At 33.2% G+C, this 21,223-nt stretch carries 17 protein-coding genes; 8 read left to right on the forward strand and 9 right to left on the reverse strand.

What is annotated here, in order from left to right:
* Nucleotides 1-18: 18 nt before the first annotated feature.
* From ABWO08_RS02045 to ABWO08_RS02065, 5 genes are all read left to right on the forward strand, one after another.
* Nucleotides 19-1,893 carry a M1 family metallopeptidase gene (locus tag ABWO08_RS02045; RefSeq protein ID WP_353083389.1) on the forward strand — a complete coding sequence of 625 codons (1,875 nt, stop codon included), beginning with the start codon at nt 19-21 and terminating at the stop codon, nt 1,891-1,893.
* Between the two features lie 76 nt (nt 1,894-1,969).
* The gene (locus tag ABWO08_RS02050) at nt 1,970-2,383 is read left to right on the forward strand and encodes a hypothetical protein (protein WP_353083390.1); all 414 of its coding nucleotides are present in this window, start codon (nt 1,970-1,972) and stop codon (nt 2,381-2,383) included.
* A gap of 5 nt (nt 2,384-2,388) precedes the next feature.
* On the forward strand, nt 2,389-2,769 hold the full coding sequence (gene rnpA, locus ABWO08_RS02055) for a ribonuclease P protein component (protein WP_353083529.1): 381 nt from the start codon (nt 2,389-2,391) through the stop codon (nt 2,767-2,769).
* A gap of 35 nt (nt 2,770-2,804) precedes the next feature.
* On the forward strand, nt 2,805-4,439 hold the full coding sequence (locus ABWO08_RS02060) for a S41 family peptidase (RefSeq protein WP_353083391.1): 1,635 nt from the start codon (nt 2,805-2,807) through the stop codon (nt 4,437-4,439).
* Nucleotides 4,439-5,254 (forward strand): OmpA family protein, encoded by an 816-nt coding sequence (locus ABWO08_RS02065; protein WP_353083392.1) that lies wholly within the window; start codon nt 4,439-4,441, stop codon nt 5,252-5,254. Before ABWO08_RS02060 ends, ABWO08_RS02065 begins: the two co-directional genes overlap by 1 nt.
* On the opposite strand, the gene ABWO08_RS02070 is transcribed toward ABWO08_RS02065, so the two are convergent.
* The 4 genes from ABWO08_RS02070 to ABWO08_RS02085 all read right to left on the reverse strand — a co-directional run bounded on the left by ABWO08_RS02070 (nt 5,255) and on the right by ABWO08_RS02085 (nt 10,312).
* Nucleotides 5,255-5,707 (reverse strand): GNAT family N-acetyltransferase, encoded by a 453-nt coding sequence (locus ABWO08_RS02070; protein WP_353083393.1) that lies wholly within the window; start codon nt 5,705-5,707, stop codon nt 5,255-5,257.
* A 7-nt stretch (nt 5,708-5,714) separates the two neighbouring features.
* Nucleotides 5,715-6,698 (reverse strand): DUF4837 family protein, encoded by a 984-nt coding sequence (locus ABWO08_RS02075; RefSeq protein ID WP_353083394.1) that lies wholly within the window; start codon nt 6,696-6,698, stop codon nt 5,715-5,717.
* 39 nt (nt 6,699-6,737) lie between these two features.
* Nucleotides 6,738-9,023: a LysM peptidoglycan-binding domain-containing protein gene (locus tag ABWO08_RS02080; RefSeq protein WP_353083395.1), complete on the reverse strand. Its 2,286-nt coding sequence runs from the start codon at nt 9,021-9,023 to the stop codon at nt 6,738-6,740.
* A gap of 101 nt (nt 9,024-9,124) precedes the next feature.
* On the reverse strand, nt 9,125-10,312 hold the full coding sequence (locus ABWO08_RS02085) for a phosphoglycerate kinase (RefSeq protein WP_353083396.1): 1,188 nt from the start codon (nt 10,310-10,312) through the stop codon (nt 9,125-9,127).
* Between the two features lie 124 nt (nt 10,313-10,436).
* On the opposite strand from ABWO08_RS02085, the gene ABWO08_RS02090 reads away from it, so the two are divergent.
* Complete coding sequence (locus ABWO08_RS02090; RefSeq protein WP_353083397.1) at nt 10,437-11,585, forward strand: DNA polymerase III subunit; 1,149 nt, start codon at nt 10,437-10,439, stop codon at nt 11,583-11,585.
* Between the two features lie 4 nt (nt 11,586-11,589).
* Nucleotides 11,590-11,973, forward strand: coding sequence for a DoxX family protein (locus ABWO08_RS02095; RefSeq protein ID WP_353083398.1), 384 nt, complete (start codon nt 11,590-11,592; stop codon nt 11,971-11,973).
* A 71-nt stretch (nt 11,974-12,044) separates the two neighbouring features.
* On the opposite strand, the gene ABWO08_RS02100 is transcribed toward ABWO08_RS02095, so the two are convergent.
* The 5 genes from ABWO08_RS02100 to ABWO08_RS02120 all read right to left on the reverse strand — a co-directional run bounded on the left by ABWO08_RS02100 (nt 12,045) and on the right by ABWO08_RS02120 (nt 19,524).
* Nucleotides 12,045-12,608, reverse strand: a complete 564-nt coding sequence (locus ABWO08_RS02100; RefSeq protein WP_353083399.1) for an OmpH/Skp family outer membrane protein — start codon at nt 12,606-12,608, stop codon at nt 12,045-12,047.
* Nucleotides 12,609-12,842: 234 nt separating this feature from the next.
* Nucleotides 12,843-13,694 carry a class I SAM-dependent methyltransferase gene (locus ABWO08_RS02105; RefSeq protein WP_353083400.1) on the reverse strand — a complete coding sequence of 284 codons (852 nt, stop codon included), beginning with the start codon at nt 13,692-13,694 and terminating at the stop codon, nt 12,843-12,845.
* 51 nt (nt 13,695-13,745) lie between these two features.
* Nucleotides 13,746-15,614 carry a tRNA uridine-5-carboxymethylaminomethyl(34) synthesis enzyme MnmG gene (mnmG, locus tag ABWO08_RS02110; protein WP_353083401.1) on the reverse strand — a complete coding sequence of 623 codons (1,869 nt, stop codon included), beginning with the start codon at nt 15,612-15,614 and terminating at the stop codon, nt 13,746-13,748.
* 107 nt (nt 15,615-15,721) lie between these two features.
* Nucleotides 15,722-16,141 carry an rRNA maturation RNase YbeY gene (gene ybeY / locus ABWO08_RS02115; protein WP_353083402.1) on the reverse strand — a complete coding sequence of 140 codons (420 nt, stop codon included), beginning with the start codon at nt 16,139-16,141 and terminating at the stop codon, nt 15,722-15,724.
* Nucleotides 16,138-19,524: a DUF4175 family protein gene (locus ABWO08_RS02120; protein WP_353083403.1), complete on the reverse strand. Its 3,387-nt coding sequence runs from the start codon at nt 19,522-19,524 to the stop codon at nt 16,138-16,140. Before ABWO08_RS02120 ends, ybeY begins: the two co-directional genes overlap by 4 nt.
* Before the next feature lie 179 nt (nt 19,525-19,703).
* Between ABWO08_RS02120 and gltX the strand changes: the two genes are divergently transcribed.
* Nucleotides 19,704-21,212: a glutamate--tRNA ligase gene (gene gltX / locus ABWO08_RS02125; RefSeq protein ID WP_353083404.1), complete on the forward strand. Its 1,509-nt coding sequence runs from the start codon at nt 19,704-19,706 to the stop codon at nt 21,210-21,212.
* The last annotated feature ends 11 nt before the right edge of the window (nt 21,213-21,223 follow it).

Consider the following 21,223-nt stretch of genomic DNA (forward strand, 5'->3'; position numbering starts at 1 on the left):
CTTTTTTCATTAAATAACATGAAAAAAATTATATTATTTCTTTTTTTCGGAATAACAACCTCCGGATTATTCGCTCAAAGTAACGGCTACTGGCAACAACATGTTGATTACAAAATGGAAGTTTCCATGGATGTAAAAACCTATCAATACAAAGGCAAACAAGAATTAGTTTACACCAATAATTCTTCGGATACTTTGCATCGCGTTTTTTATCACTTGTTCAATAATGCCTTTCAACCAGGAAGCGAAATGGACAAAAGATTACAAGCAATAAAAGATCCAGATGGCCGTATGGTTACTAAAACCAAGGTAGGCGATAAAGAAATAAAAGAAAGTAGAATTGCCAAATTACAACCTAATGAAATTGGTTATTTACATGTTTCAAATTTTAAGCAAGATGGCATTTCTGCCGAAGCAAAAGAAGTAGAAACAATCCTTGAAGTTACACTTGCTAAACCTATCCTTCCTGGAAAATCAACCACTTTTACTTTAGATTTTGAAGGTCAAGTTCCGGTTCAAATTCGAAGATCGGGCAGAAATAACAAAGAAGGTGTGGAACTTTCTATGGCGCAATGGTATCCAAAAATGGCCGAATTTGACTTTGAAGGATGGCATGCCGATCCTTATATCGCTAGAGAATTCCATGGCGTTTGGGGAAATTTTGACGTAAAAATTAACATTGAAAAAAACTACCTTCTTGGCGGAACGGGCTATTTACAAAATGGCAACGAAGTTGGATTTAATTACCAAGATAAAAATGTTGTAGTAACCGTTCCTAAAAAGCAAAAGACTTTAACTTGGCATTTTATTGCTCCTAATGTGCACGATTTTACATGGGCTGCTGATAAAAATTATCTTCATGATGTGGTGCCTACCAACTTTGGAACGACGCTACATTTTATCTATAAAAACAATCCGAAAATTATTGAAAACTGGAAACAGGCACAGCCAAAAACTGTGCAGTTGATGGAATATTATAATAAAATTGTTGGTAAATATCCTTATGATCAATACTCTGTAATTCAGGGGGGAGATGGCGGAATGGAATACGCAATGTGTACCTTGATTTTAGGGGAAGGCACATTTGAAGGATTGGTTGGTGTCATTGCACATGAAATGGGACACTCGTGGTTTCAACATATTTTGGCATCCAATGAAAGTAAACACCCCTGGATGGATGAAGGGTTTACCTCTTTTATTGAGGATTTAGGTTTGAATGAATTGGCCGCTACAAAAACGGCTAACCCATTTGCAGGAGCTATAAAAAGTTATATCAATTTGGCAAATTCAGGGAAGGAACATCCGCTTACAACACATGGTGATCGATATGATGAAAATAGAAGTTATAGCATTGCGTCTTATAGCAAAGGGGAAGTGTTTTTAGCCCAATTACAATACCTTATCGGGGAAGAAAATTTAATGAAAACTTTGAAGCGTTATTATGCCGATTTTAAGTTTAAACACCCAACTCCCAACGATATAAAACGAACAGCAGAAAGAGTTTCGGAAGCGAATTTAGATTGGTATTTAACCGATTGGACCAAAACGCTAAACACGATTGATTACGGAATTAAAGAAGTTTCAGAAGATACTGCAATAATAAAAATATCTTTAGAACGAATCGGAAGAATACCAATGCCTATAGATTTATTGGTTGAATATATGGATGGAACTAAAGAAGCTTTTTACATTCCTTTGCGCATGATGAGTTTCATAAAAGAAAATCAAATTCCTTCTATGAAACGAACTATTTTGAACGATTGGGCTTGGGGAAATCCAAATTATTCATTCTGGTTACCAACAAACTCCAAAAAAATAAAAAAAATAACTATTGATCCAAGCGGTCTTATGGCCGATGTGAAGCTGGAGAATAATAGTTATGAAATAAAATAATTCATAAAGCGTTCTTTAGGGAACGCTTTATTTTTAGAATAGAATTTGTAGTTTTACATCCAATTATATTTTCATCATGAAATCTTTAAGATATTTATTACTTTTTGCTTTTATCTGCTTTGGTTTTCAAAAAACTGCGGCACAGGTATATCGTTTTAAAACCAGCAGCATGAGCGTTATGGATAAAAACGAAAAAGGCGCTTGGAGCAATTGGTCTGATTTTAAAAAAGCAGATGTTATAATTACACTTGACGGAAATAAGGATCGATTTATTGTAAATTCAAAAGAATTGCAATTGTATAAAATTGATGCATATTTAGAAAAAATTTCTAATGAAAATGATGATACATTGGGCTTTAATTGCACCGATAATGAAGGTGAAAAATGCGTTATACTTATCGTAACCCGAAAAAAAGAAGACAACCGGATGCAGTTTTACATCAATTACAACGATTTGAAAATGGTTTATAACATTTACAACACAAAATAATTTTGATCGAAAATAAAGATTTTACTTATTCTAAATCAGAGAAATTAAAAAGCAGAAAGACAATTGACTTGCTTTTTTCAAATGGAAAATCAGTATCTAAATTTCCATTGCGATTGGTTTATGCACCATCCGAAGGGGCTAAGGAGAAAGTATTATTTGGAGTTTCGGTTTCTAAAAAATATTTTAAAAATGCTTCCGATAGAAATTATTTAAAACGCGTTTTGCGTGAATGTTATAGATTAAACAAGCATTTATTGCACGAAAACACAGACAAACCCTATGCTTTTATGTTTTTTTATCAAACAAATGAGCTTTTAACTTATCAGGAAATTGAAGAAAAAACAATTCAATTATTTAAAAATTGGGTTGCTGAAAAAAATTCATAAACATAGTTTTTAAGAAAGCTAGAAAAAAAATTATCATGTATTCCAATTTTAAAAAAAGATATCTTATTCCGATTTTAGCTTCAGGTTTTTTATTTGTTGGGGTGAGTTTTAAAGATGATTTTTTTGAAATAGCCAAGCAAATCGAAATCTTTACCACGCTTTTTAAAACCGTAAATCAAAACTATGTTGATGAGGTAAATCCGGCGGAACTAATGGATAAAGCAATTAAAAGTATGCTTGCCGAATTAGATCCATATACCAACTATTTTAACGAACAAGATGTTGTAAAATTTAAAATCAACAACACCGGAGAATATACTGGAATTGGCGCTATGATTACCAGAAAAGAAGATAAGTTAATCATAAAAGAGCCTTACAAAGGGTTTCCGGCAGATAAAGCCGGATTAAAAGCTGGAGATGCTATTTTTCAAATTGGCGATGTACTCTTATCCGATTTTAAAGACGATGCTTCTCAATTACTAAAAGGGGCAAAAAACACTAAAGTAGAAGTTAAATACATCCGTCAAGGAAAAACGCTTTCGGCACAAATTGTATTGGATGAAGTAGAAATAAAAGCGGTGCCTTTCTTTGCTAAAATAGATGAAAAAACAGGTTATATTGCGTTAACAGCTTTCAACAGAAAAACCACTCAAGAAACGAAAGAAGCTTTAAAAAAACTTAAAGACGAGGGTGCCGAAAGAATCATATTAGACCTAAGAGGAAATCCGGGAGGTTTATTGAATGAGGCTGTAAATGTGTGTAATTTATTTGTCCCAAAAGGCGAAATAATTGTAACTACAAAATCAAAAAATACCAAATACAACATCACCTATAAAACGACTAACGAGCCAATTGATTTGGAAATTCCGCTTGTAGTAATTGTAAATGGAAAAAGTGCTTCGGCCTCAGAAATTGTTTCAGGAGCCCTACAAGATTTAGATCGAGCAGTGGTATTAGGAAGTCGTAGTTTTGGAAAAGGATTGGTGCAACGACCAATTGATATGACTTATGGAACTCAGGTAAAAGTTACTATTTCGCGTTATTACACTCCTGCCGGAAGATGTATTCAAGCATTGGATTATTGGCATAAAGATGCTGATGGAAAAGCCGTGCGAACTGATGCTTCAAAATACAACGCCTTTAAAACTAAAAAGGGAAGAACGGTTTATGACGGTGGAGGAATTCAGCCTGATGTTGAACTTGCCGAAACCAAAACAAGCACGATTGCTGAGGTATTGCAAAAAAACGATGCTATCTTTAACTATGTAACGCATTATTATTACAAAAATCCGAATTTAGGAACAACTATTCCGAATTTCACCGACGCCGACTTTGCTGATTTTAAAGCGTTCTTGAAAAAAGAAAAAATTGGTTTTGACACCGAAACCGAATTGGCTTTGAAAACAACTTTGGAAAAAGCTAAAAAGGAAAAAATAGACGATTCCATTCAGCTACAATACGATCAATTAATGGCGGCTTTACAAAAAAGCGAGGAAGCATTATTAGATAAAAATCAAAAAGAAATCAAGAAATTAATTCTTGAAGAAATCATAAAAAGATACCAATACAAAGAAGGTCTTTATCAATATTACTTGAAAAATAATGTTGAAATTGCTAGAGCAACTTCTTTATTGGCAAACCCAGTTGAGTACAATAAAATACTACAATAATGATTAAGTTTTTAAAATATATTCCCTTTTTCATCCTCGGACTTGCCTACGGACAAGAAGAGGCTGTGAAGTCGGTATATTTTGAATTCGACAAATTTTCGCTTGACGAAAAACAAACTAAAGAGGTCGTAGATTTCATTAAAAACACCGATTCTACACGAATTGAATCTGTTGAAATTTTTGGCTATACGGATGACATTGGAAAAGATGATTATAATTTTAAACTGTCTACAAATAGAGCCACAACTATTGTAAATGCACTTACAGAAAATGGTGTAAAGAGTAAAATTATTGTAACCATTGAGGGAAAAGGAAAGATATTAATTGATGATGATGTACTTGATAATCTTCCCGAAAAACGCTCTAAAAATAGAAGGGTAGATGTGGTTTTAAATTTGAAAGAGCTGCCAAAATTAGTGCTTCCTGGTTTTTATAACATGCTGAAAAAAGACCATGTTGTTGGAGATCATATTTATTTAGAAAATATACTATTTGAAAAAGGAAGCAGTAAATTGTTGGAAAGGGCTATGGCCGAATTAGATCGTGTTGCGCTATTAACCTTGCGCTATAAAAACATAGAATTTGAAATACAAGGTCATGTGTGTTGTACGCCATTAAATCAAAAAGACGCCATTGATAAAGACACCAAAAAAAGGCAATTATCAGTAAATAGAGCGCTTTCTGTTTATAAATATTTGGCCTATAGAAGGGTTCCAAAAAACCGAATGACCTACAAAGGTTATGGCAATAAAGTGCCACTTGGAAAAGAACCCGAATACGATAGACGCGTGGAATTGGTAATCACCAAAATCTAATTATCCGCGTTTCATTTCGATATGCGGAATATCATCTTCTAAATACATTTCGCTGGTTTGAACAAAACCGTGACTTTCATAAAAGTTTTTAAGATATAACTGCGCCGAAATCGTAATTTTTTCTTGGTTGTAATACGTTTTAATTCCGGCAATGGCGTTTTGCATTAATTCATGACCCCATTTTTTATTTCGAACATCTGGATGCACAACAACTCTTCCGATGGAAGCATTTTCAAAATAATCCCCCGAATTAAATAAGCGCGCACAAGCCACAATTTGGTTTTCAAATTCACCAAATAAATGAATTGCCTTTTCGTCTTTTCCATCAATATCCTGATAAACGCAATTTTGCTCCACCACAAAGACGTGTGAGCGGAGTTTTAACACAGAATATAGTTCTTGAAGAGAAAGCTCGTTAAATCGCTTTATTTTCCATTTTATTGATTCCTGCATTTGCTTTTTATTTCTTTTTTAAAAACTGAACCGATTTAATAATAGACTCCAATTCAAACATTAAATCTCTCTTTTGTTTGGATGGTGCATAACAAAATCCTTCAATTACTAATATTCTATCGTTTGATTGGTCTAAAATGGCATAATTTACAAATGGCCCATTCATGAAATCATTTAGCAATTCCCAATTGCCTTTGGTTTCAAAAGTGGGTTTGTTAAATATTTTTGTTTTCGAAAGAAACGGAGAAAAAGCGGTTTCTGTTACCATTCTAGTTCTTGGAACGGCGCCGTGGATATATATTCTCCCTATGGAATCTCTAATTTTAGTAATTCGTTTTACGGCTGATGAATTGTCTTTAATGCTGCTAAACGGAATTTGGTAAAAAATCAAGCTTAAATTTCCGCTGGTGATTTCCTTTTTTAACCAAATAAATTTTCTTCCGCTTGCAACTAATTTATACTTATTTGGAACATTAAGTTGGATGTTGAATTTCTTTTTAATTTTGGAAATATCCAACAAAGAATCGCGCTTAATTTTTTCTTGAAAAACACTAATTTCAGAATCTTTAATCCTTTTAATTATCAAAGAATCGTTGCTCTGAATGGTGTCTAATATTTGTAAAACAGAGGAACCAGAAATATGAACTACAACTTGAGGATTGGTATATTCATTATTTTCTATTCGGAATTGACTTTTAGATTCTTTTTTGACAACAATAATATTTCTGCTATTGGTCATAAAACCCTCCAGTAATTTTACGGGATATTGCTTCAAAGTAAAAACGGGTTCTTCTTGAGGAAGGCCAATTACCGGGGAAGCAAATTTATTTCTAATGCTGTCGCCCACTTCGCCATTCCATAATTGATCATCAATAAGAACCGAAACCTCGTTAACAGATGCAGATAATGCATTAACTGGTTTTACTTCTCTGTTTTTACAAGAAATAAAAAGCGTTGCTAGAAATAAAAATAAAAAATGGACTTTAATCATATATCGAATTAAAGCCCAAATTTATAGAAGATTTTTGTATTATCCGTTTATTTTTAATTTCATACCTGGTTTTAAGCTTTCGCCTTTAATATTGTTCCATTTCTTAATGTCTGAAATGGTAACTCCAGGAAATTTTTGAGTAATTTTTAAAAGGGTGTCTCCTTTTCTTACTTGGTATAAAATCTCTTTTGAGTTGTTGTCTTTATTATTTGATGCTAGAGCAGATTTAGCGGAGGAGCTAATTACTTCTTCTTTGCCAACAATTAATTTATCTCCAAGTTTAATATTGCTGTCCGATATGGAATTCCATTCCAATAAATCATTAATTGAGGCTTTATATTTTCTAGCAATAGTGCCTAAATATTCTCCTTTTTCTACAATGTGCTCAATGTTTTTGAATTCTGTTTTTGGTTTTGATTCCTCTAATTTCGTTTCCGCTTCAGAAATAATTAATTGTGTTCCTACCTTAACATTATTGTCAATAATTGCATTCCATTCTTTTAATTTAGCCACACTAATGTTGTGTTTTTTTGCAATAGAAAATAAATAGTCGCCTTTTGCAACTACATAATAATTTACATTGCTTTTTTCAACATCATTACTCTCTGTTTTAATTGTTTTAGGATCAATTTCTACAATTGCATCTTTGTGTTCAACTGTAGGTTGTTTCGTTTCTTTTTTAACCCAAGTTGTTACTTTTTCAGATTTGATAATTTTAATGGATTCGCCAAGCGCAATATTGTTGTCTTTTAATTGGTTCCACTTTTTAATGTCTGCAAGAGTAACGCCATATTTATTAGCAATTTCGGTTAAATTATCCCCTTTTATTACTTTATGAATTTTAGTTACCTCTTTAATAGAAACTACTTTTTCTAGCTTAGGTTCTTTTTCTGTTTTAGGCTCAACAGATGCAACTGCCGGGGTTTTTGAACTAGCATCCGATCCTTTTGCATCATTAGTTGCAATTGATTCACTCAATCTAATTTTTAAGGTTCTACCTCTTGGAGCTTTATTGTGTTTTAGGTAATTCCATTTTTTTAAATCCGCCACCGAAACATTATACTGTTCTGCTATTTCAGTTAAGCTTTCGCCACGATGTACTTTATGATATTTTGTTTTATAAGCTATATCATTAGGCGCGTCCGAAATTGTATTTGTAGTGTCTTTAGGTTTACTAACGGCAATACTTTCATAAGGGCGTTCTCTTTTATTTTGCTCGTGTTGAACATAAGCATAAATCTTATCTTCATTAGAAGTGAAAATGGCAATTTTATCTTTAGGCAATCTAAGGAAATTGGTTTGTCCGGTTATATGCGGAATTTCATTTCTCTTAAACGATGGATTAAAAAACTGAATTTGAGACACAGGAACATCCAATAAATTTGAAATTTGTTTGAAGGTCATGTGATTTTTTATGGCAACTGTATCGGTTGCAAAAAATTTAGCAACGGCTTTGTTTGGGACAATCCCGTGTTCTTTATGGTATTCAAAAATATACATGGTTGCTAGAAACGCAGGTAAATATCCTTGGGTTTCTTTTGGAAGATTTTTTCGAATATTCCAATAATTTTGTTGCCCTCCAGATCTTCTAATTGCCTTGGCAACATTTCCTGGCCCCGAATTATAAGCCGCCAATACTAAGTCCCAATCACCAAAAATTTTATACATGTTATTCATGTAAACCGAAGCAGCTTGACTAGCTTTTAAAGGTTCACTTCTTTCATCTACATACGAATCAATATTCAATCCGTATTGTTTTCCGGTTTGGTACATAAATTGCCAAAGCCCGGTTGCTCCAACTCTAGAAACGGCTCTTGGGTTTAAAGCAGACTCAACTACAGCCAAATATTTTATTTCTAATGGAATGTTATTTTTAGCTAATTCCTCTTCAAAAAGTGGAAAGTAAAATTGAGAAACACCTAATAATCTTTCAAAGGATTTTCTTCTGTTCTTTAAAAATGACTTAATTACATTTTCTAAACCAATGTTGTATTCAATATTAAAAGGGGATTTTTCGTCTAATTTTTTTAATCTTTCTTTTAATAATTCTGTTGGAAGTTCAAAGTCAACTTTCTGATCTACATCCACATTTTTAATGTCAGAAATCATTTCGTCATAAAGATCCAAAGAAGTAAGTTCTTTCGTCCACAAACTGTCAATACAGGTTGCAATTTCATCAGAAACAAAAGTGGATTTTATAGAATCTAAATACGATATTTTAATCTGCTTTTTTACAATTGAATCTTTCGATTTAAAACTATCTTGAGCATAAAAAGCAGTCGAAATAAGTAGTAAAAGAACGGTGATGTTTTGTTTAATATTCATGGTTGTTTTTTTCAATATTGATTTGGGATTAATATTGATTAATTGCAAACTTATTGATATATAACGAATTAAACTGTTTAATTATTGTTAAAGTAATTCGTTTAATCTAAAATGGCTTGGATTCCAGGTAATATTCTGCCTTCTAACATTTCTAGCATTGCACCACCACCAGTAGAAACATAGCTCATTTTTTCTTCTAAATTAAATTGCTTCACAGCCGCAACCGAATCTCCTCCACCAACTAAAGAAAAGGCGCCATTTGCGGTAGATTCTGCAATGAAATTTCCAAGCGTGATTGTTCCATTTGCAAAATTTTCCATTTCAAATACACCTAGAGGACCATTCCAAAGTATCGTTTTAGAATCCATGATTACCTTTCTAAAATTCTCTAATGATTTTGGGCCAGCGTCCAATCCTTGCCATCCGTCTGGAATTTCTCTAACATCCACAATTTGTGTTTGAGCATCATTTGAAAAGGCATTTGCGGCAACCACATCAACAGGAATATGAATATGCACATTTTTTTCTTTCGCTTTATGCAAAATTTCAATTGCCAAATCCAATTTATCGTCTTCACAAATAGAATTTCCAATTTTTCCGCCCAATGCTTTGATGAAAGTAAAGGTCATTCCTCCACCAATAATCATGTGGTCTACTTTATCTAAAATGTTTTCAATTACGGTAATTTTAGAAGAAACTTTAGAGCCTCCAAGAACAGCCGTTACTGGCTTCACTGAGTTGTTTAACACTCTATTTAAACTGTCTATTTCTTTCGCTAATAACATTCCGAAGCACTTGCTGTTTGGAAAAAATTGCGCAATAATTGTAGTAGACGCATGGGCTCTGTGAGCAGTTCCAAAAGCATCATTTACATAAATGTCTCCTAAAGACGCTAATTCTTTGGCAAAAGCAACATCTCCCGCTTCTTCTTCGGCATAAAAACGAAGGTTTTCTAACAATAATACTTGGCCCGGTTGTAAACTAAACGCTGCATTTTGGGCAACTTCCCCTCGGCAATCTGATGCAAAAAGTACGGGTACATTCAATACTTCAGAAACTTTTGAAACGATATGTTTTAATGAATATTTTTCTTCTTTCCCTTTTGGTCTGCCTAAGTGCGACATTAAAATAACGCTTCCGCCATCTGCAATAATTTTATCAATTGTTGGCTTTGCAGCTTCAATACGATTGGCATCGGTTACCTTGAAATTTTCATCTAAAGGAACATTGAAATCTACACGAATTATTGCTTTTTTGGAATTAAAATTAAAGTCATGAAGCGTTTTCATAAGGAAGAATTTGTTTAAATAGTTATGTTTTGCAAATATAGGCATTTTGTTTTTTTAGCGGGAATTGATTGGGGTTTTAATTGGATTGGATTTTTATTTAGTGCATTTTATAGTATCTTTGCTTATGCTTTTTTCAGAAATTTTAGGTCACGAACACATAAAAAACCACTTGATTCGCAGTGCAAGTCAAGGCAGAATTCCGCACGCGCAGCTTTTTATTGGGCCTGAAGGAACTGGAACTTTGGCCATGGCAATTGCCTATGCACAATATATTGTTTGCCAAAATACAGGTTCAGATAATGCCGGTGAAAATGAAGCCTGTAACTTAAAATTCAATCATTTAGGTCATCCCGATTTGCATTTTATTTATCCTACCGTTTCTACCGAAGATGTAAAATCGAAACCAAAAAGCATTGATTTCATTCAAGATTGGAGACAGTTTATTGCAGAAAATCCCTACGGAGGTTTGTTTGATTGGTACAAAATGCTTGGCGTACAAAATAAGCAAGGTGAAATTCGTGTAGATGATGCTGCAGAAATTTTGAAATCGCTGGCGTTAAAATCACTTGAGGGAAGTTATAAAATTATGATTATTTGGATGGCAGATAAAATGAATATCGCTGCATCCAATAAATTATTAAAACTACTTGAAGAGCCAACAGATAAGACTGTTTTTATTTTGATTTCAGAAAACGAAGAAGACATTATTCAAACCATTCGTTCGCGTTGTCAAGTGTTGCATTTTAATGGGTTACCCGAAAGTGTAATTACAGAAGCCTTGGTTTCTAGAGAAAATATCGATGAAAAAGAGGCCTTTAAAATTGCGCATCAAGCACAAGGAAATTATAACAAAGCTTTACATATTTTAAAAGAAGATAATGAAGACTTGCCATTTGAAAAATGGTTTGTAGACTGGGTTCGTGCAGCATTTAAAGCCAAAGGAAATGCAGCTGCAATTCAGGAATTAATTTCTTGGAGCGAACAAATTGCTGGTTTAGGAAGAGAAGCGCAAAAGAAATTTTTAAACTATTGTATCGATATGTTTCGTCAAGCTTTATTGCTAAATTATCAAGCAGATTCTCTGGTTTATATGGAGCCTACAGTAGAAAAATTTAAATTAGAAAATTTTGCACCCTTTGTAAACGGAAATAACATTTCGGAGATATTTAAAGAGCTTTCAGATGCTTCTTATCATATTCAACGAAACGGAAATGCCAAACTAATTTTAACCGATTTATCAATTAAACTTACTCGACTAATTCATAAAAAATAATACTATGAACAACACGGCTTCCTTATTGATATTACTTTTTTTAGCAATTACTTTTATTATATCGTGTCACGAAAAAATCTTTCACTGGAAAGAAGCAATGTCTTGGATGATTCCTCATTTTGAAAAAACAATATTGAAAAATTTCGTTCCTTATGCAACAGGCATATTACTGGTAGTGGAGCTAATTGCGGCTGTTTTTTCGGTAATTGGTTGTATTCAGCTTTATATAAATGGCGGTAGAGAGTTTGGGTATTATGGCGCAGTTTTTTCCTGTATAAGCTTATTAATGATGCTTATTGGACAACGTTTAGCAAAAGATTATGAAGGCGCAAAAACAATAGCCATCTATTTTGTTCCCGCTGTATTGGGAGTATTTTTATTAAGCTAATTCATTTAAATATTATGTAAATAAAAAATCCAAGCCGATTAAGCTTGGATTTTTTATTTACATTAGGATAATTACTTTTTTGCAGCAGGCTTTTCTTCTTTTTTAGCTTCTGAAGTGTATTTATCATTAACCAATTTGATCAATTCCTTGGTAATATCATATTGATCTTTTGCATACAAAACAGTTGCCGCTTCTCCTGTTCCAAAAACATAGTCGTAGCATTTTTCTTTTCCGTAATCTTTAAAGATTTTTTTATACTTCACTACAACTGAATCCATCTCAACACCATGTTGTCCTTGAATTTGTTGTGCTAATGCTTGTTGAGTATATTGAAGTTGTTGTTCTCTTTGTTGTAACTCTGAGTATTTTTGTTGCGCCCAAGCCTGACCATTTTTTTGAGCATTTACTTGAAAAGCATTTTTTTCAGCTTCCAGTTTTTCTACTTCAACTTTTAATCTTGATCCTTTTTCGTCAGCAATTGATTCGTATTTTGCTTTTATATCTTTTGCTTCTGTAGATTCTTCTAATAATTTATTAGTGTCAACATATGCCGTTTTAAAATCTTTAGCATCCACCGATTTTTGACAAGATCCCATTGCAAATAAAATTGCAATTCCTAAAATAACTTTTTTCATTATAAATATGTTTGTTTTTTCTATTTGCCAAAAGTATAAAAATAAAATAGTAAAAATTTAAAAGTTTTCAAAATGAACTTAATTTTAAAGTATAGGAATTTACTATTGCTTATATTTACTAAATAATTATTATCTATTAAAATTGACTTTAAATAAAGCGATTTAAGAGCGATTTGTCTTTTCGTTATGAAAATATATGGCTTAGTTGATTTTAATTGAAATCTGTTTTTAATTTTAGTTTTTAGCTGTTTTTATCAAATAAATATGGGAAGAATATTCCATTTTGCGACTTCCGTACCAGTTTGATTTTATTCCGATGAAAAATGCTTTAATAAAATTCATTTTTCCGGTTTTATATTTTTCTGATAATAAACTCACATAAAAACTATCAAATTTCATCGGAAGCACTTTTACTAAATTTAAATTTTCTTTAGCAAATAATTTTTTTATTGCAGTTTTAGAAAAGTGCCATAAGTGAATTGGAACATCATAGGCAGCCCAAAAATTTCCATAATGTTTTGCATCGAATGAATTAAAATTAGGTACTGCGATGATTAAAGTTCCGGTTGGTTTTATCAATCGTTTCAATTCTTTAATTTGATTATCTAAATCGGGAACGTGTTCTAAAACGTGCCACATGGTGATAATATCAAAAGAATTGTTTTCTAATTCTGATAGATTTTCTACAAATGGAACGCCTTTACTCTTGGCGATTGTTTTTGCTTTTTCGCTAGGTTCTATTCCAATAACTTCCCACCCGTCTTTTTTTGCAACTGATAAAAAGTCACCAACTCCAGCTCCAATGTCTAAAATTTTACCTTTTTTAGATTCAGAATTTATTAGTTTTAATTTGTTTTTTAAAGCTATTGATTTAACAAATTGATACATTTTTTCAATCATAGATTTGTTTCCATCTGTATGTGAAATGTAGTCAACGCTTTCATAATAACTTGGAAGTTTTTCTAAAGAAGGTTGTGGATGCGTAATTAACATATCGAACTCTTCATCATGTAACAACTCAAAAGTTTCTTGCGAAACCGAATAATCTTTTACGTTTAAAAAATGTTTGGCGTTGGTAATATTCATTAAATTCTCTTTATTAATAGGTGTTTACAAAGTAGTTTCACGTGGAACAATTTATCTTCCCATGTGAATTAATAATACCGAAATGTCGCTTGGCGATACGCCGCTTATTCTAGAGGCTTGCGAAATAGTGATTGGTCTTATCTTACTTAACTTTTGTTTGGCTTCAATAGACATCGATTTAATTTTGTTATAATCAAAATCTACCGGGATTTTCATGTCCTCAAGTCGGGTTAATTTATCAGCGTTATTTCTTTCTTTTTCAATATAACCAGAATATTTAACTTGTATTTCTGCTTGTTCTAAAACCTCTCGATCTAAATTATGATCGGCTACATATTGGGCTACTTTCTCAAATTTAAGAAAATCTTCTAAGTCAATTTGTGGTCTTGAAAACACTTTAAACATCTTATCCGATTGCACAATAGGCGCACTTCCCTTTTGTTCTAAAATAGGATTTGTTTCAGCTACAGTAATACTCGTTTCTTTGAAGAAAGAAACCATTGCGTCACTTGCGGCAAATTTTTCTTCCATTCTACGCATTCTTTTTTCGGAAGCCAATCCAATTTCAAAACTCTTTGGTGTAAGCCTTGCATCTGCATTATCTTGTCTTAAAAGCGTTCTGTATTCGGCACGAGAAGTAAACATTCTGTAAGGCTCTTCTGTTCCTTTAGTGATTAAATCATCAATTAAAACACCAATATATGCCTCATCACGCTTTAAAATCATAGGATCTTTATCCTGCACTTTCAATGCAGCATTTATACCAGCCATAAGACCTTGTGAGGCCGCTTCTTCATACCCTGTAGTTCCGTTAATTTGACCAGCAAAATACAATCCTTCAACCAATTTAGTTTCTAAGGTGTGTTTCAATTGTGTTGGCGGAAAATAGTCATATTCAATAGCGTATCCTGGACGGAAAAACTTCACATTTTCAAACCCAACAACCGATCGTAGTGCTTTAAATTGAATGTCTTCAGGTAACGAAGTAGAAAAACCATTTACATAAACCTCACAGGTATTCCACCCTTCTGGTTCGATGAATAATTGGTGTCTTTCTTTATCAGCAAATCGGTTAATTTTATCTTCAATAGATGGGCAATAACGTGGTCCAAGTGATTTAATACGACCATTAAACATAGGCGAACGATCGAATCCTTCACGTAAAATATCATGTACATTTAACGAAGTATACGTCATATGACAAAGCCTTTGATGCACCAATGGTTTGGTTTCATCAGAATACGAAAATTTATCTGGTCGCACATCTCCGGGTTCTTCATTCATTTTAGAATAATCTAAAGAACGTCCATCAACACGGGGTGGCGTACCGGTTTTCATTCTTCCAGCTTCAAAACCAACTTTAACCAAATCCTCGGTGATTCCGTAGGCAGCACTTTCGCCGGCTCTTCCTCCGCCAAACTGTTTATCACCAATATGAATTAATCCATTTAAAAAGGTTCCGTTGGTTAAAACGACAGTTTTCGCTTTAATAGTTATACCAAGAGAAGTTTTAATTCCTTCAATTTTTCCGTTATTAATTACTAATCCGGAGGCCATTTCTTGGTAGAAATCAAGATTTGGTGTGTTTTCCAACATCATACGCCATTCTTCCGAAAAACGCATTCTATCCGATTGTACTCTAGGCGACCACATTGCAGGGCCTTTAGATTTATTTAGCATTTTAAACTGAATAGCAGTCTTATCAGAAACAATTCCGGAGTAACCGCCCAGCGCGTCAATTTCTCTCACAATTTGCCCTTTAGCAATTCCTCCCATTGCAGGATTACAAGACATTTGGGCAATATTTTGCAAACTCATAGTAACCAATAAGGTTTTAGACCCTAAGTTGGCTGCCGCTGCCGCTGCCTCACAACCTGCGTGACCTGCTCCTACTACAATAACATCGTATGTGTTAAACATAAATTTTTTAAATTAGAACTAGTATTTAGCCGTAAATAACACTCTGTTTTATAATTGTTCCATGTGGAACATTGTAATTAGTTGTAATAAATTTTTAATTAAATCGGTTAATGTTCCACGTGAAACATTTGGATTTTTTCATCTTCTTTAGACCGCATTAATTTCTCATCTTCGTCGGATTTGTCTTTGTATCCGCAATAATGAAGCACTCCATGAACCATAACTCTTTTTAATTCTTCTTCAAATGTAACCTTAAATTCAGCAGCGTTCTCAAGAACACGCTCCGTAGAAATGAATATATCTCCGTGCAATTCTTTTCCAACTGAATAATCAAAAGAAATGATATCTGTTAGCGTGTCGTGATTTAAATATTGTTCGTTCAGGCCAAGTAAGTATTCGTCGTCACAGAAAATATAATTGATCTCGCCCTCTTTCTTGTCTTCAGAAACAATAACACTAGAAATCCAATTGGACAACTGCTCTTCGTTACTTAATTCAAATTCATTTTCGTAATTAAAACTTATCATTTATTAAAATATTCTTGAACCTTCTGGTTATAATTTGACCGCAAAGGTAAGGTTTGTCTATTTAAAATTTCTACACTATTTATATATTCTTGTAAACGCGCCGGCAACGCTGGGGCAGTATTCGTGAAATCTTTTTTAGAGGTTTCCGATTGACGTTTCTTTTCTTCTCCTTGTTGTTGTACTGCCTTTTCAAGTTTTAACAATTCGTACTTAACATTTAATATTTTTTGAAGTACTTCGTTGTTAAATCCTTTATTAAGTAGCTGTTTTTCAATCTGTTTCATCTGTTCAAGTGCGCTTTTACCCTGATTTCCAACACCTTGCTTTTCTAATTCTTTTTGTAAAGATTCTCTTAACTCCTGTTGCTCTTTATAAATTTCCATGATTGCTTTAGCATCCCCTTCGCCATCTTGACCGTTTTCACCATCAGAATCTCCTTGTCCAGAACTACCGGAACCTGATTTACCCTCTTTTCCTTGCTTCCCTTTTCCGTCTTTACCGCCTTCTTTGCCTTCGCCTGGTTTTTCGCCGGGCTTTTGTCCCGGTTTATTTCCCGGTTTGTCACCAGGTTTCATTCCGTCTTTCATTTTCTTTTCTAAATCACCTTGTTTTTTAATTATGTCAGGCAACTGCGATTCGCCTCCAGGCCCTTTCCCTGGTGACGGCTTCCCTTTTCCTTTTCCTGAGCCCGACATTTGCATAGACATTTGCATGTTGTTTAATAAAGAGGCGAGCATGTCAGCAAGTTTATTTGAAGCGCTAATCGCAAACTGTTGATAGGAAACGCCTTTAAAAACATCGGCTTCAGCCAAAGTTTCTAAAGATTTTTCTATATTGTATTGCACATTTCCAACTTCGGCGGTAACGCCCTCTGACAGTTTTGGATTTCGTAAAGAAAGGGCAAACAAACTATCGTCAACATGCTTGAACTCTTGTTTTAAATCTTGCTGAATTTTCAGGTTTTTATTAAACGAGGGCGAGCCTCTTTTTAACCCTTTAAATTGTCCCATAACCGATTCCTGTGAAAATGAATAGGCCAATAAATTATCTAATATTTGCCGCAACATAGCTACATCCTCCTCCATTTGTTCCAGCTCACCCATTTCCATGCTCGATTGCATGTCTTGACTCATTTGCTTCATTTTCTTGGAAGCACTTTTTTGTTTTGGCTTAGCACCTTCTTTTGATTTTTTCTGCAATTGATCAGTAGCTTTTTTCAAATCTTCATCAATGCTTTTTTCTTTGTCGTCAGTATTAGGAAGATCAACCGGAGTTTTTAACTCTTTGTTGTCTTTTTCAAGTTCTTTTAATTCTTCTTGAATTTTATCGAATTCCTTATTAATTTCATTTTGCTTCTCTGCACTATTTTCTTGATCATCTGCGGCCAATTTATCTTGCTTTTCTGATAGCTTATCTAACTTATCGGCAATTTGCTCTGCTTTCTTTTCAACGTAATATTTTTTGGTAAGCTCAACTAGTTGCTGCAAACTTTTGGTTTGATTTTTACTTTGTTGTTTCAGCTTATCCATTTTTTCAAATAGCTCTTCTTTTTGAAGTTTTTCATTCAATTTTTGAAGCTCTTCTAATAACTTGTTGTTTTTTTCTAGATCCTTTTCAACCTTTTCTAAACGGTCTTTTAAAAGTTCTTTAACCTCGTCTTTCTTTTCGGTTTTAACTTTATCTAGATTTTCTTTCATTTTTTCAGCAAAATTTTTCATCAACTCATCTTGCTGCTTTTGCTTATTTAGAAAATCTTCTACTTTTTGTTGTTCTTTAAACTCTAAATTATCTTTTTCCTTTCCCATTTTTTGCAACTTTTCCATCTCGTTAAGTTGCTTGTCTTGGGTTTTTAAAGACTTCTCCATCGAGTTGATATTGTCATTTTGCTGTTGCAATAATTGATCTTCTTTTTCTGATTGAGTAGCGATTCTATTTGAAAAAACGGCAGATTTAGTGCTTTTATAATTATGAAATGCATCATTATCAAAAATCTCGAAATAATACTCATAAGAAACTCCTTCTTCAACCGGAAGGTTGCTAGGGAAAGCAAAAACAAATTGGTCGTAAACATCGCGCTTAACCGCAATAGTTGCTTTTTTAACGATTGTAGGCTTATCTTTGGGATAATAAACCACCTGAAGCTTAGAAAGTCCGTAATCGTCCGAAACTTGTCCTAATAAAAAACTTTTATCAATCTTTAAACTATCAGGCGCATTTCCAACTGAAATAGCAGGAAACTGATCTTTTACAACGGAAATTTGATAGTTAAGCTTTTCATAGTTCTGAATTTTAGTATTTGAGGTTACTATTTGATAATTTATGTTTTGAATAATGCTTTTTGATAGCGAAAATTGATTTTCGTTTTTAGAGAAAGAATATTTTGCAGCTTCATTTTGCCATTCCACTTTTTGAGTGGCCACCGTGTTCATTCTCCAAGTAACTTTGGTTCCCTCTGGAACAACGGCGTTCCCGGTGCCTTTAATTACTTCTGCTTTTTTATTTAAATACGATGGAAAATTTAAAACCATTTCAAAATTAGCAATCGTAGGAACGGTTACTACATTCAGCTCATAATCATTTGAAACAACCGCATTGGCTTCTAGGTGAAACTCTAAATTAGCTTTTGGTTTTGCTATCACAAATTGAAATTCCCCAGGCTTGGTCGTTTCCATAAAATAACTTTCCTCGCCAATAAAAATCATCGTATTTTCTGGAACAACTTTACCAACAGTTTTTACTTTTAAAACAAAATCTTGGTTTTGTTCTGTTTGTAAATTTACATTTAAAACTTGAAATTCAAATGGAGCAGGTGGTAAAAACTGTTGTTTATAATGCACCACACGATTAAAACTTTGAGAAATAAAATTACTGTATCCTGTAATGTAGAAAAAGGCAAAAAACAACAATGGAATTAATGCAATTGGAGCGTATTTTTTGTTTTTGCTAAAATTTATTGCTTTTACAAACGGAATGGGTTGCAGCGTTTTGGCCTTTTGATCAATAGAAGCCAACAACAATTCAGAGGTGTTGGAATCTTGAGAAAGCTGTAAAAAATTAGTTAGTTTATCCCCTACTTCACTAAAATGATTCCCAATAATCTTAGAAGCATCATCATAATTAATTCCGTTTTGAAGCTTAAATAATTTTGAAATTGGAAATAAGATAAATCGGAGTAACAAAAAAAGTTCAACGGCTATAAATGTCCAAAACAAAAGCGTTCTCGAATTTGGCTTGAGCCAAAAAAAGTACTCAATACTTAGGGTAATAAGAAAATAAAGTAAGCCGATTCCAATAAAAAAAATACTTCCACGCAACAATTCGTTAGTGTAATATTTCTTTATAAACTGTTCTAGTTTAAGGTAAATGTTGTTACTGTTTTCCAAATTAAATTATGCCTTATTTATAACCGATAAAAGTAGTAATTTCTATCTAGAATAAAAGTTAATTGTTTCTAAAACGGATATTTTGAAATATACCCTTATTTAACTTCCAACTTCTGATTATCTTTGCAGCACTCTTCGACAAGCTCAGAGCAAAAATGAATTAATTATTATATTAAAAAATGTCTAAACAAGTTCGTGTGCGTTTTGCGCCAAGTCCAACAGGTCCTTTACATATTGGCGGAGTAAGAACCGCTCTATTTAATTATTTATTTGCCAAAAAAAATAACGGTGTTTTTTATCTTCGAATTGAAGATACCGATCAGAATCGATTTGTTCCTGGGGCAGAAGAATATATTTTAGAAGCTTTAAATTGGCTAGGAATTGCGCCTAGTGAAACGATTGGAATAAATGAAAAATTTGGGCCTTACCGTCAATCTGAAAGAAAACAGTTATACAAGCAATATGCTGATCAGTTGATAAATTCGGGTTGGGCATATTATGCTTTCGATACTCCAGAGGCTTTAGATGCTCATAGAAAACAACACGAAGCAGAAGGTAAAACCTTTATTTATAATTGGCATAACCGTGAAAAATTGGATACTTCTTTAGTGATTTCTGAAGAGGAAACTAACCAAAGAATTGCTTCGGGTGCAGATTATGTTATTCGATTTAAAACTCCAGTAAACGAAACATTGCATTTACAAGATATTATTCGTGGCGATATAAAATTTGAAACTAATTTATTGGATGATAAAGTTTTATTCAAATCGGATGGAATGCCTACTTACCATTTAGCAAATATTGTGGACGACCATTTAATGGAAACTTCGCATGTAATTCGTGGGGAAGAATGGTTGCCATCGATGCCATTACATAGTTTATTATATAAAGCATTTGGTTGGGAAGCGCCTCAATTTGCTCACTTGCCTTTAATTTTAAAACCTATCGGAAACGGAAAATTATCTAAACGCGATGGTGATAAAATGGGATTTCCTGTGTTTCCTTTGGAATGGAACGATGCTTCAAGCATGACAAAATCGATGGGATACAGGGAAAACGGATTTTTTCCAGAAGCTGTTGTGAATTTCTTAGCCCTTTTAGGGTGGAACGATGGAACCGATCAAGAGATTTTTACCTTAGAAGAATTGTGTGAAAAATTTGATTTAAACCGAGTTCATAAAGCGGGAGCTAAATTTGATCCCGAAAAAAACAAATGGTTTAACCACCATTATTTGCAAGAACAATCTAACGAAAGTTTAGCAAAAGCTTTTGCTTCTGTTTTGAATGAAAAAGGAATTTCTACTTCTCTTGATTTAATTAAAATTGTTTCTTTAATAAAAGAACGTGCTGATTTTGTTACTGATTTTTGGGAATTATCCGATTATTTCTTTGAAGCTCCACCATCGTATGATGAAAAAGCAGTAAAAAATTGGAAAGAAGAAACTCCGTCTTTAATGCAACAATTAATTTCTGTTATTGAAAATATTGGTGATTTCTCTTCCGAAAATATGGAAACCATTATAAAAGATTGGATGACTAAAAATGAAATTGGAATAGGGAAAGTAATGCAGCCTTTCCGATTGAGTTTAGTTGGAGCCTTAAAAGGGCCTCACCTTTTTGATATTGCTGAAATGATTGGAAAAGAAGAAACCATAAGAAGGTTAGAATCCGCAATCAAAAATATATAAATTAAAAAGAG

Source organism: Flavobacterium sp. (assembly GCF_040383245.1).
Classification (GTDB): Bacteria; Bacteroidota; Bacteroidia; order Flavobacteriales; family Flavobacteriaceae; genus Flavobacterium.

Excerpts from the sequence above, each read along its gene's own strand:
- ABWO08_RS02045 (WP_353083389.1), top strand. The coding sequence starts at position 19 with ATGAAAAAAATTATATTATTTCTTTTTTTCGGAATAACAACCTCCGGA.
- ABWO08_RS02050 (WP_353083390.1), top strand. The coding sequence starts at position 1,970 with ATGAAATCTTTAAGATATTTATTACTTTTTGCTTTTATCTGCTTTGGT.
- ABWO08_RS02060 (WP_353083391.1), top strand. The coding sequence starts at position 2,805 with ATGTATTCCAATTTTAAAAAAAGATATCTTATTCCGATTTTAGCTTCA.
- ABWO08_RS02065 (WP_353083392.1), top strand. The coding sequence starts at position 4,439 with ATGATTAAGTTTTTAAAATATATTCCCTTTTTCATCCTCGGACTTGCC.
- ABWO08_RS02070 (WP_353083393.1), bottom strand. The coding sequence starts at position 5,707 with ATGCAGGAATCAATAAAATGGAAAATAAAGCGATTTAACGAGCTTTCT.
- ABWO08_RS02075 (WP_353083394.1), bottom strand. The coding sequence starts at position 6,698 with ATGATTAAAGTCCATTTTTTATTTTTATTTCTAGCAACGCTTTTTATT.
- ABWO08_RS02080 (WP_353083395.1), bottom strand. The coding sequence starts at position 9,023 with ATGAATATTAAACAAAACATCACCGTTCTTTTACTACTTATTTCGACT.
- ABWO08_RS02085 (WP_353083396.1), bottom strand. The coding sequence starts at position 10,312 with ATGAAAACGCTTCATGACTTTAATTTTAATTCCAAAAAAGCAATAATT.
- ABWO08_RS02090 (WP_353083397.1), top strand. The coding sequence starts at position 10,437 with ATGCTTTTTTCAGAAATTTTAGGTCACGAACACATAAAAAACCACTTG.
- ABWO08_RS02095 (WP_353083398.1), top strand. The coding sequence starts at position 11,590 with ATGAACAACACGGCTTCCTTATTGATATTACTTTTTTTAGCAATTACT.
- ABWO08_RS02100 (WP_353083399.1), bottom strand. The coding sequence starts at position 12,608 with ATGAAAAAAGTTATTTTAGGAATTGCAATTTTATTTGCAATGGGATCT.
- ABWO08_RS02105 (WP_353083400.1), bottom strand. The coding sequence starts at position 13,694 with ATGAATATTACCAACGCCAAACATTTTTTAAACGTAAAAGATTATTCG.
- mnmG (WP_353083401.1), bottom strand. The coding sequence starts at position 15,614 with ATGTTTAACACATACGATGTTATTGTAGTAGGAGCAGGTCACGCAGGT.
- ybeY (WP_353083402.1), bottom strand. The coding sequence starts at position 16,141 with ATGATAAGTTTTAATTACGAAAATGAATTTGAATTAAGTAACGAAGAG.
- gltX (WP_353083404.1), top strand. The coding sequence starts at position 19,704 with ATGTCTAAACAAGTTCGTGTGCGTTTTGCGCCAAGTCCAACAGGTCCT.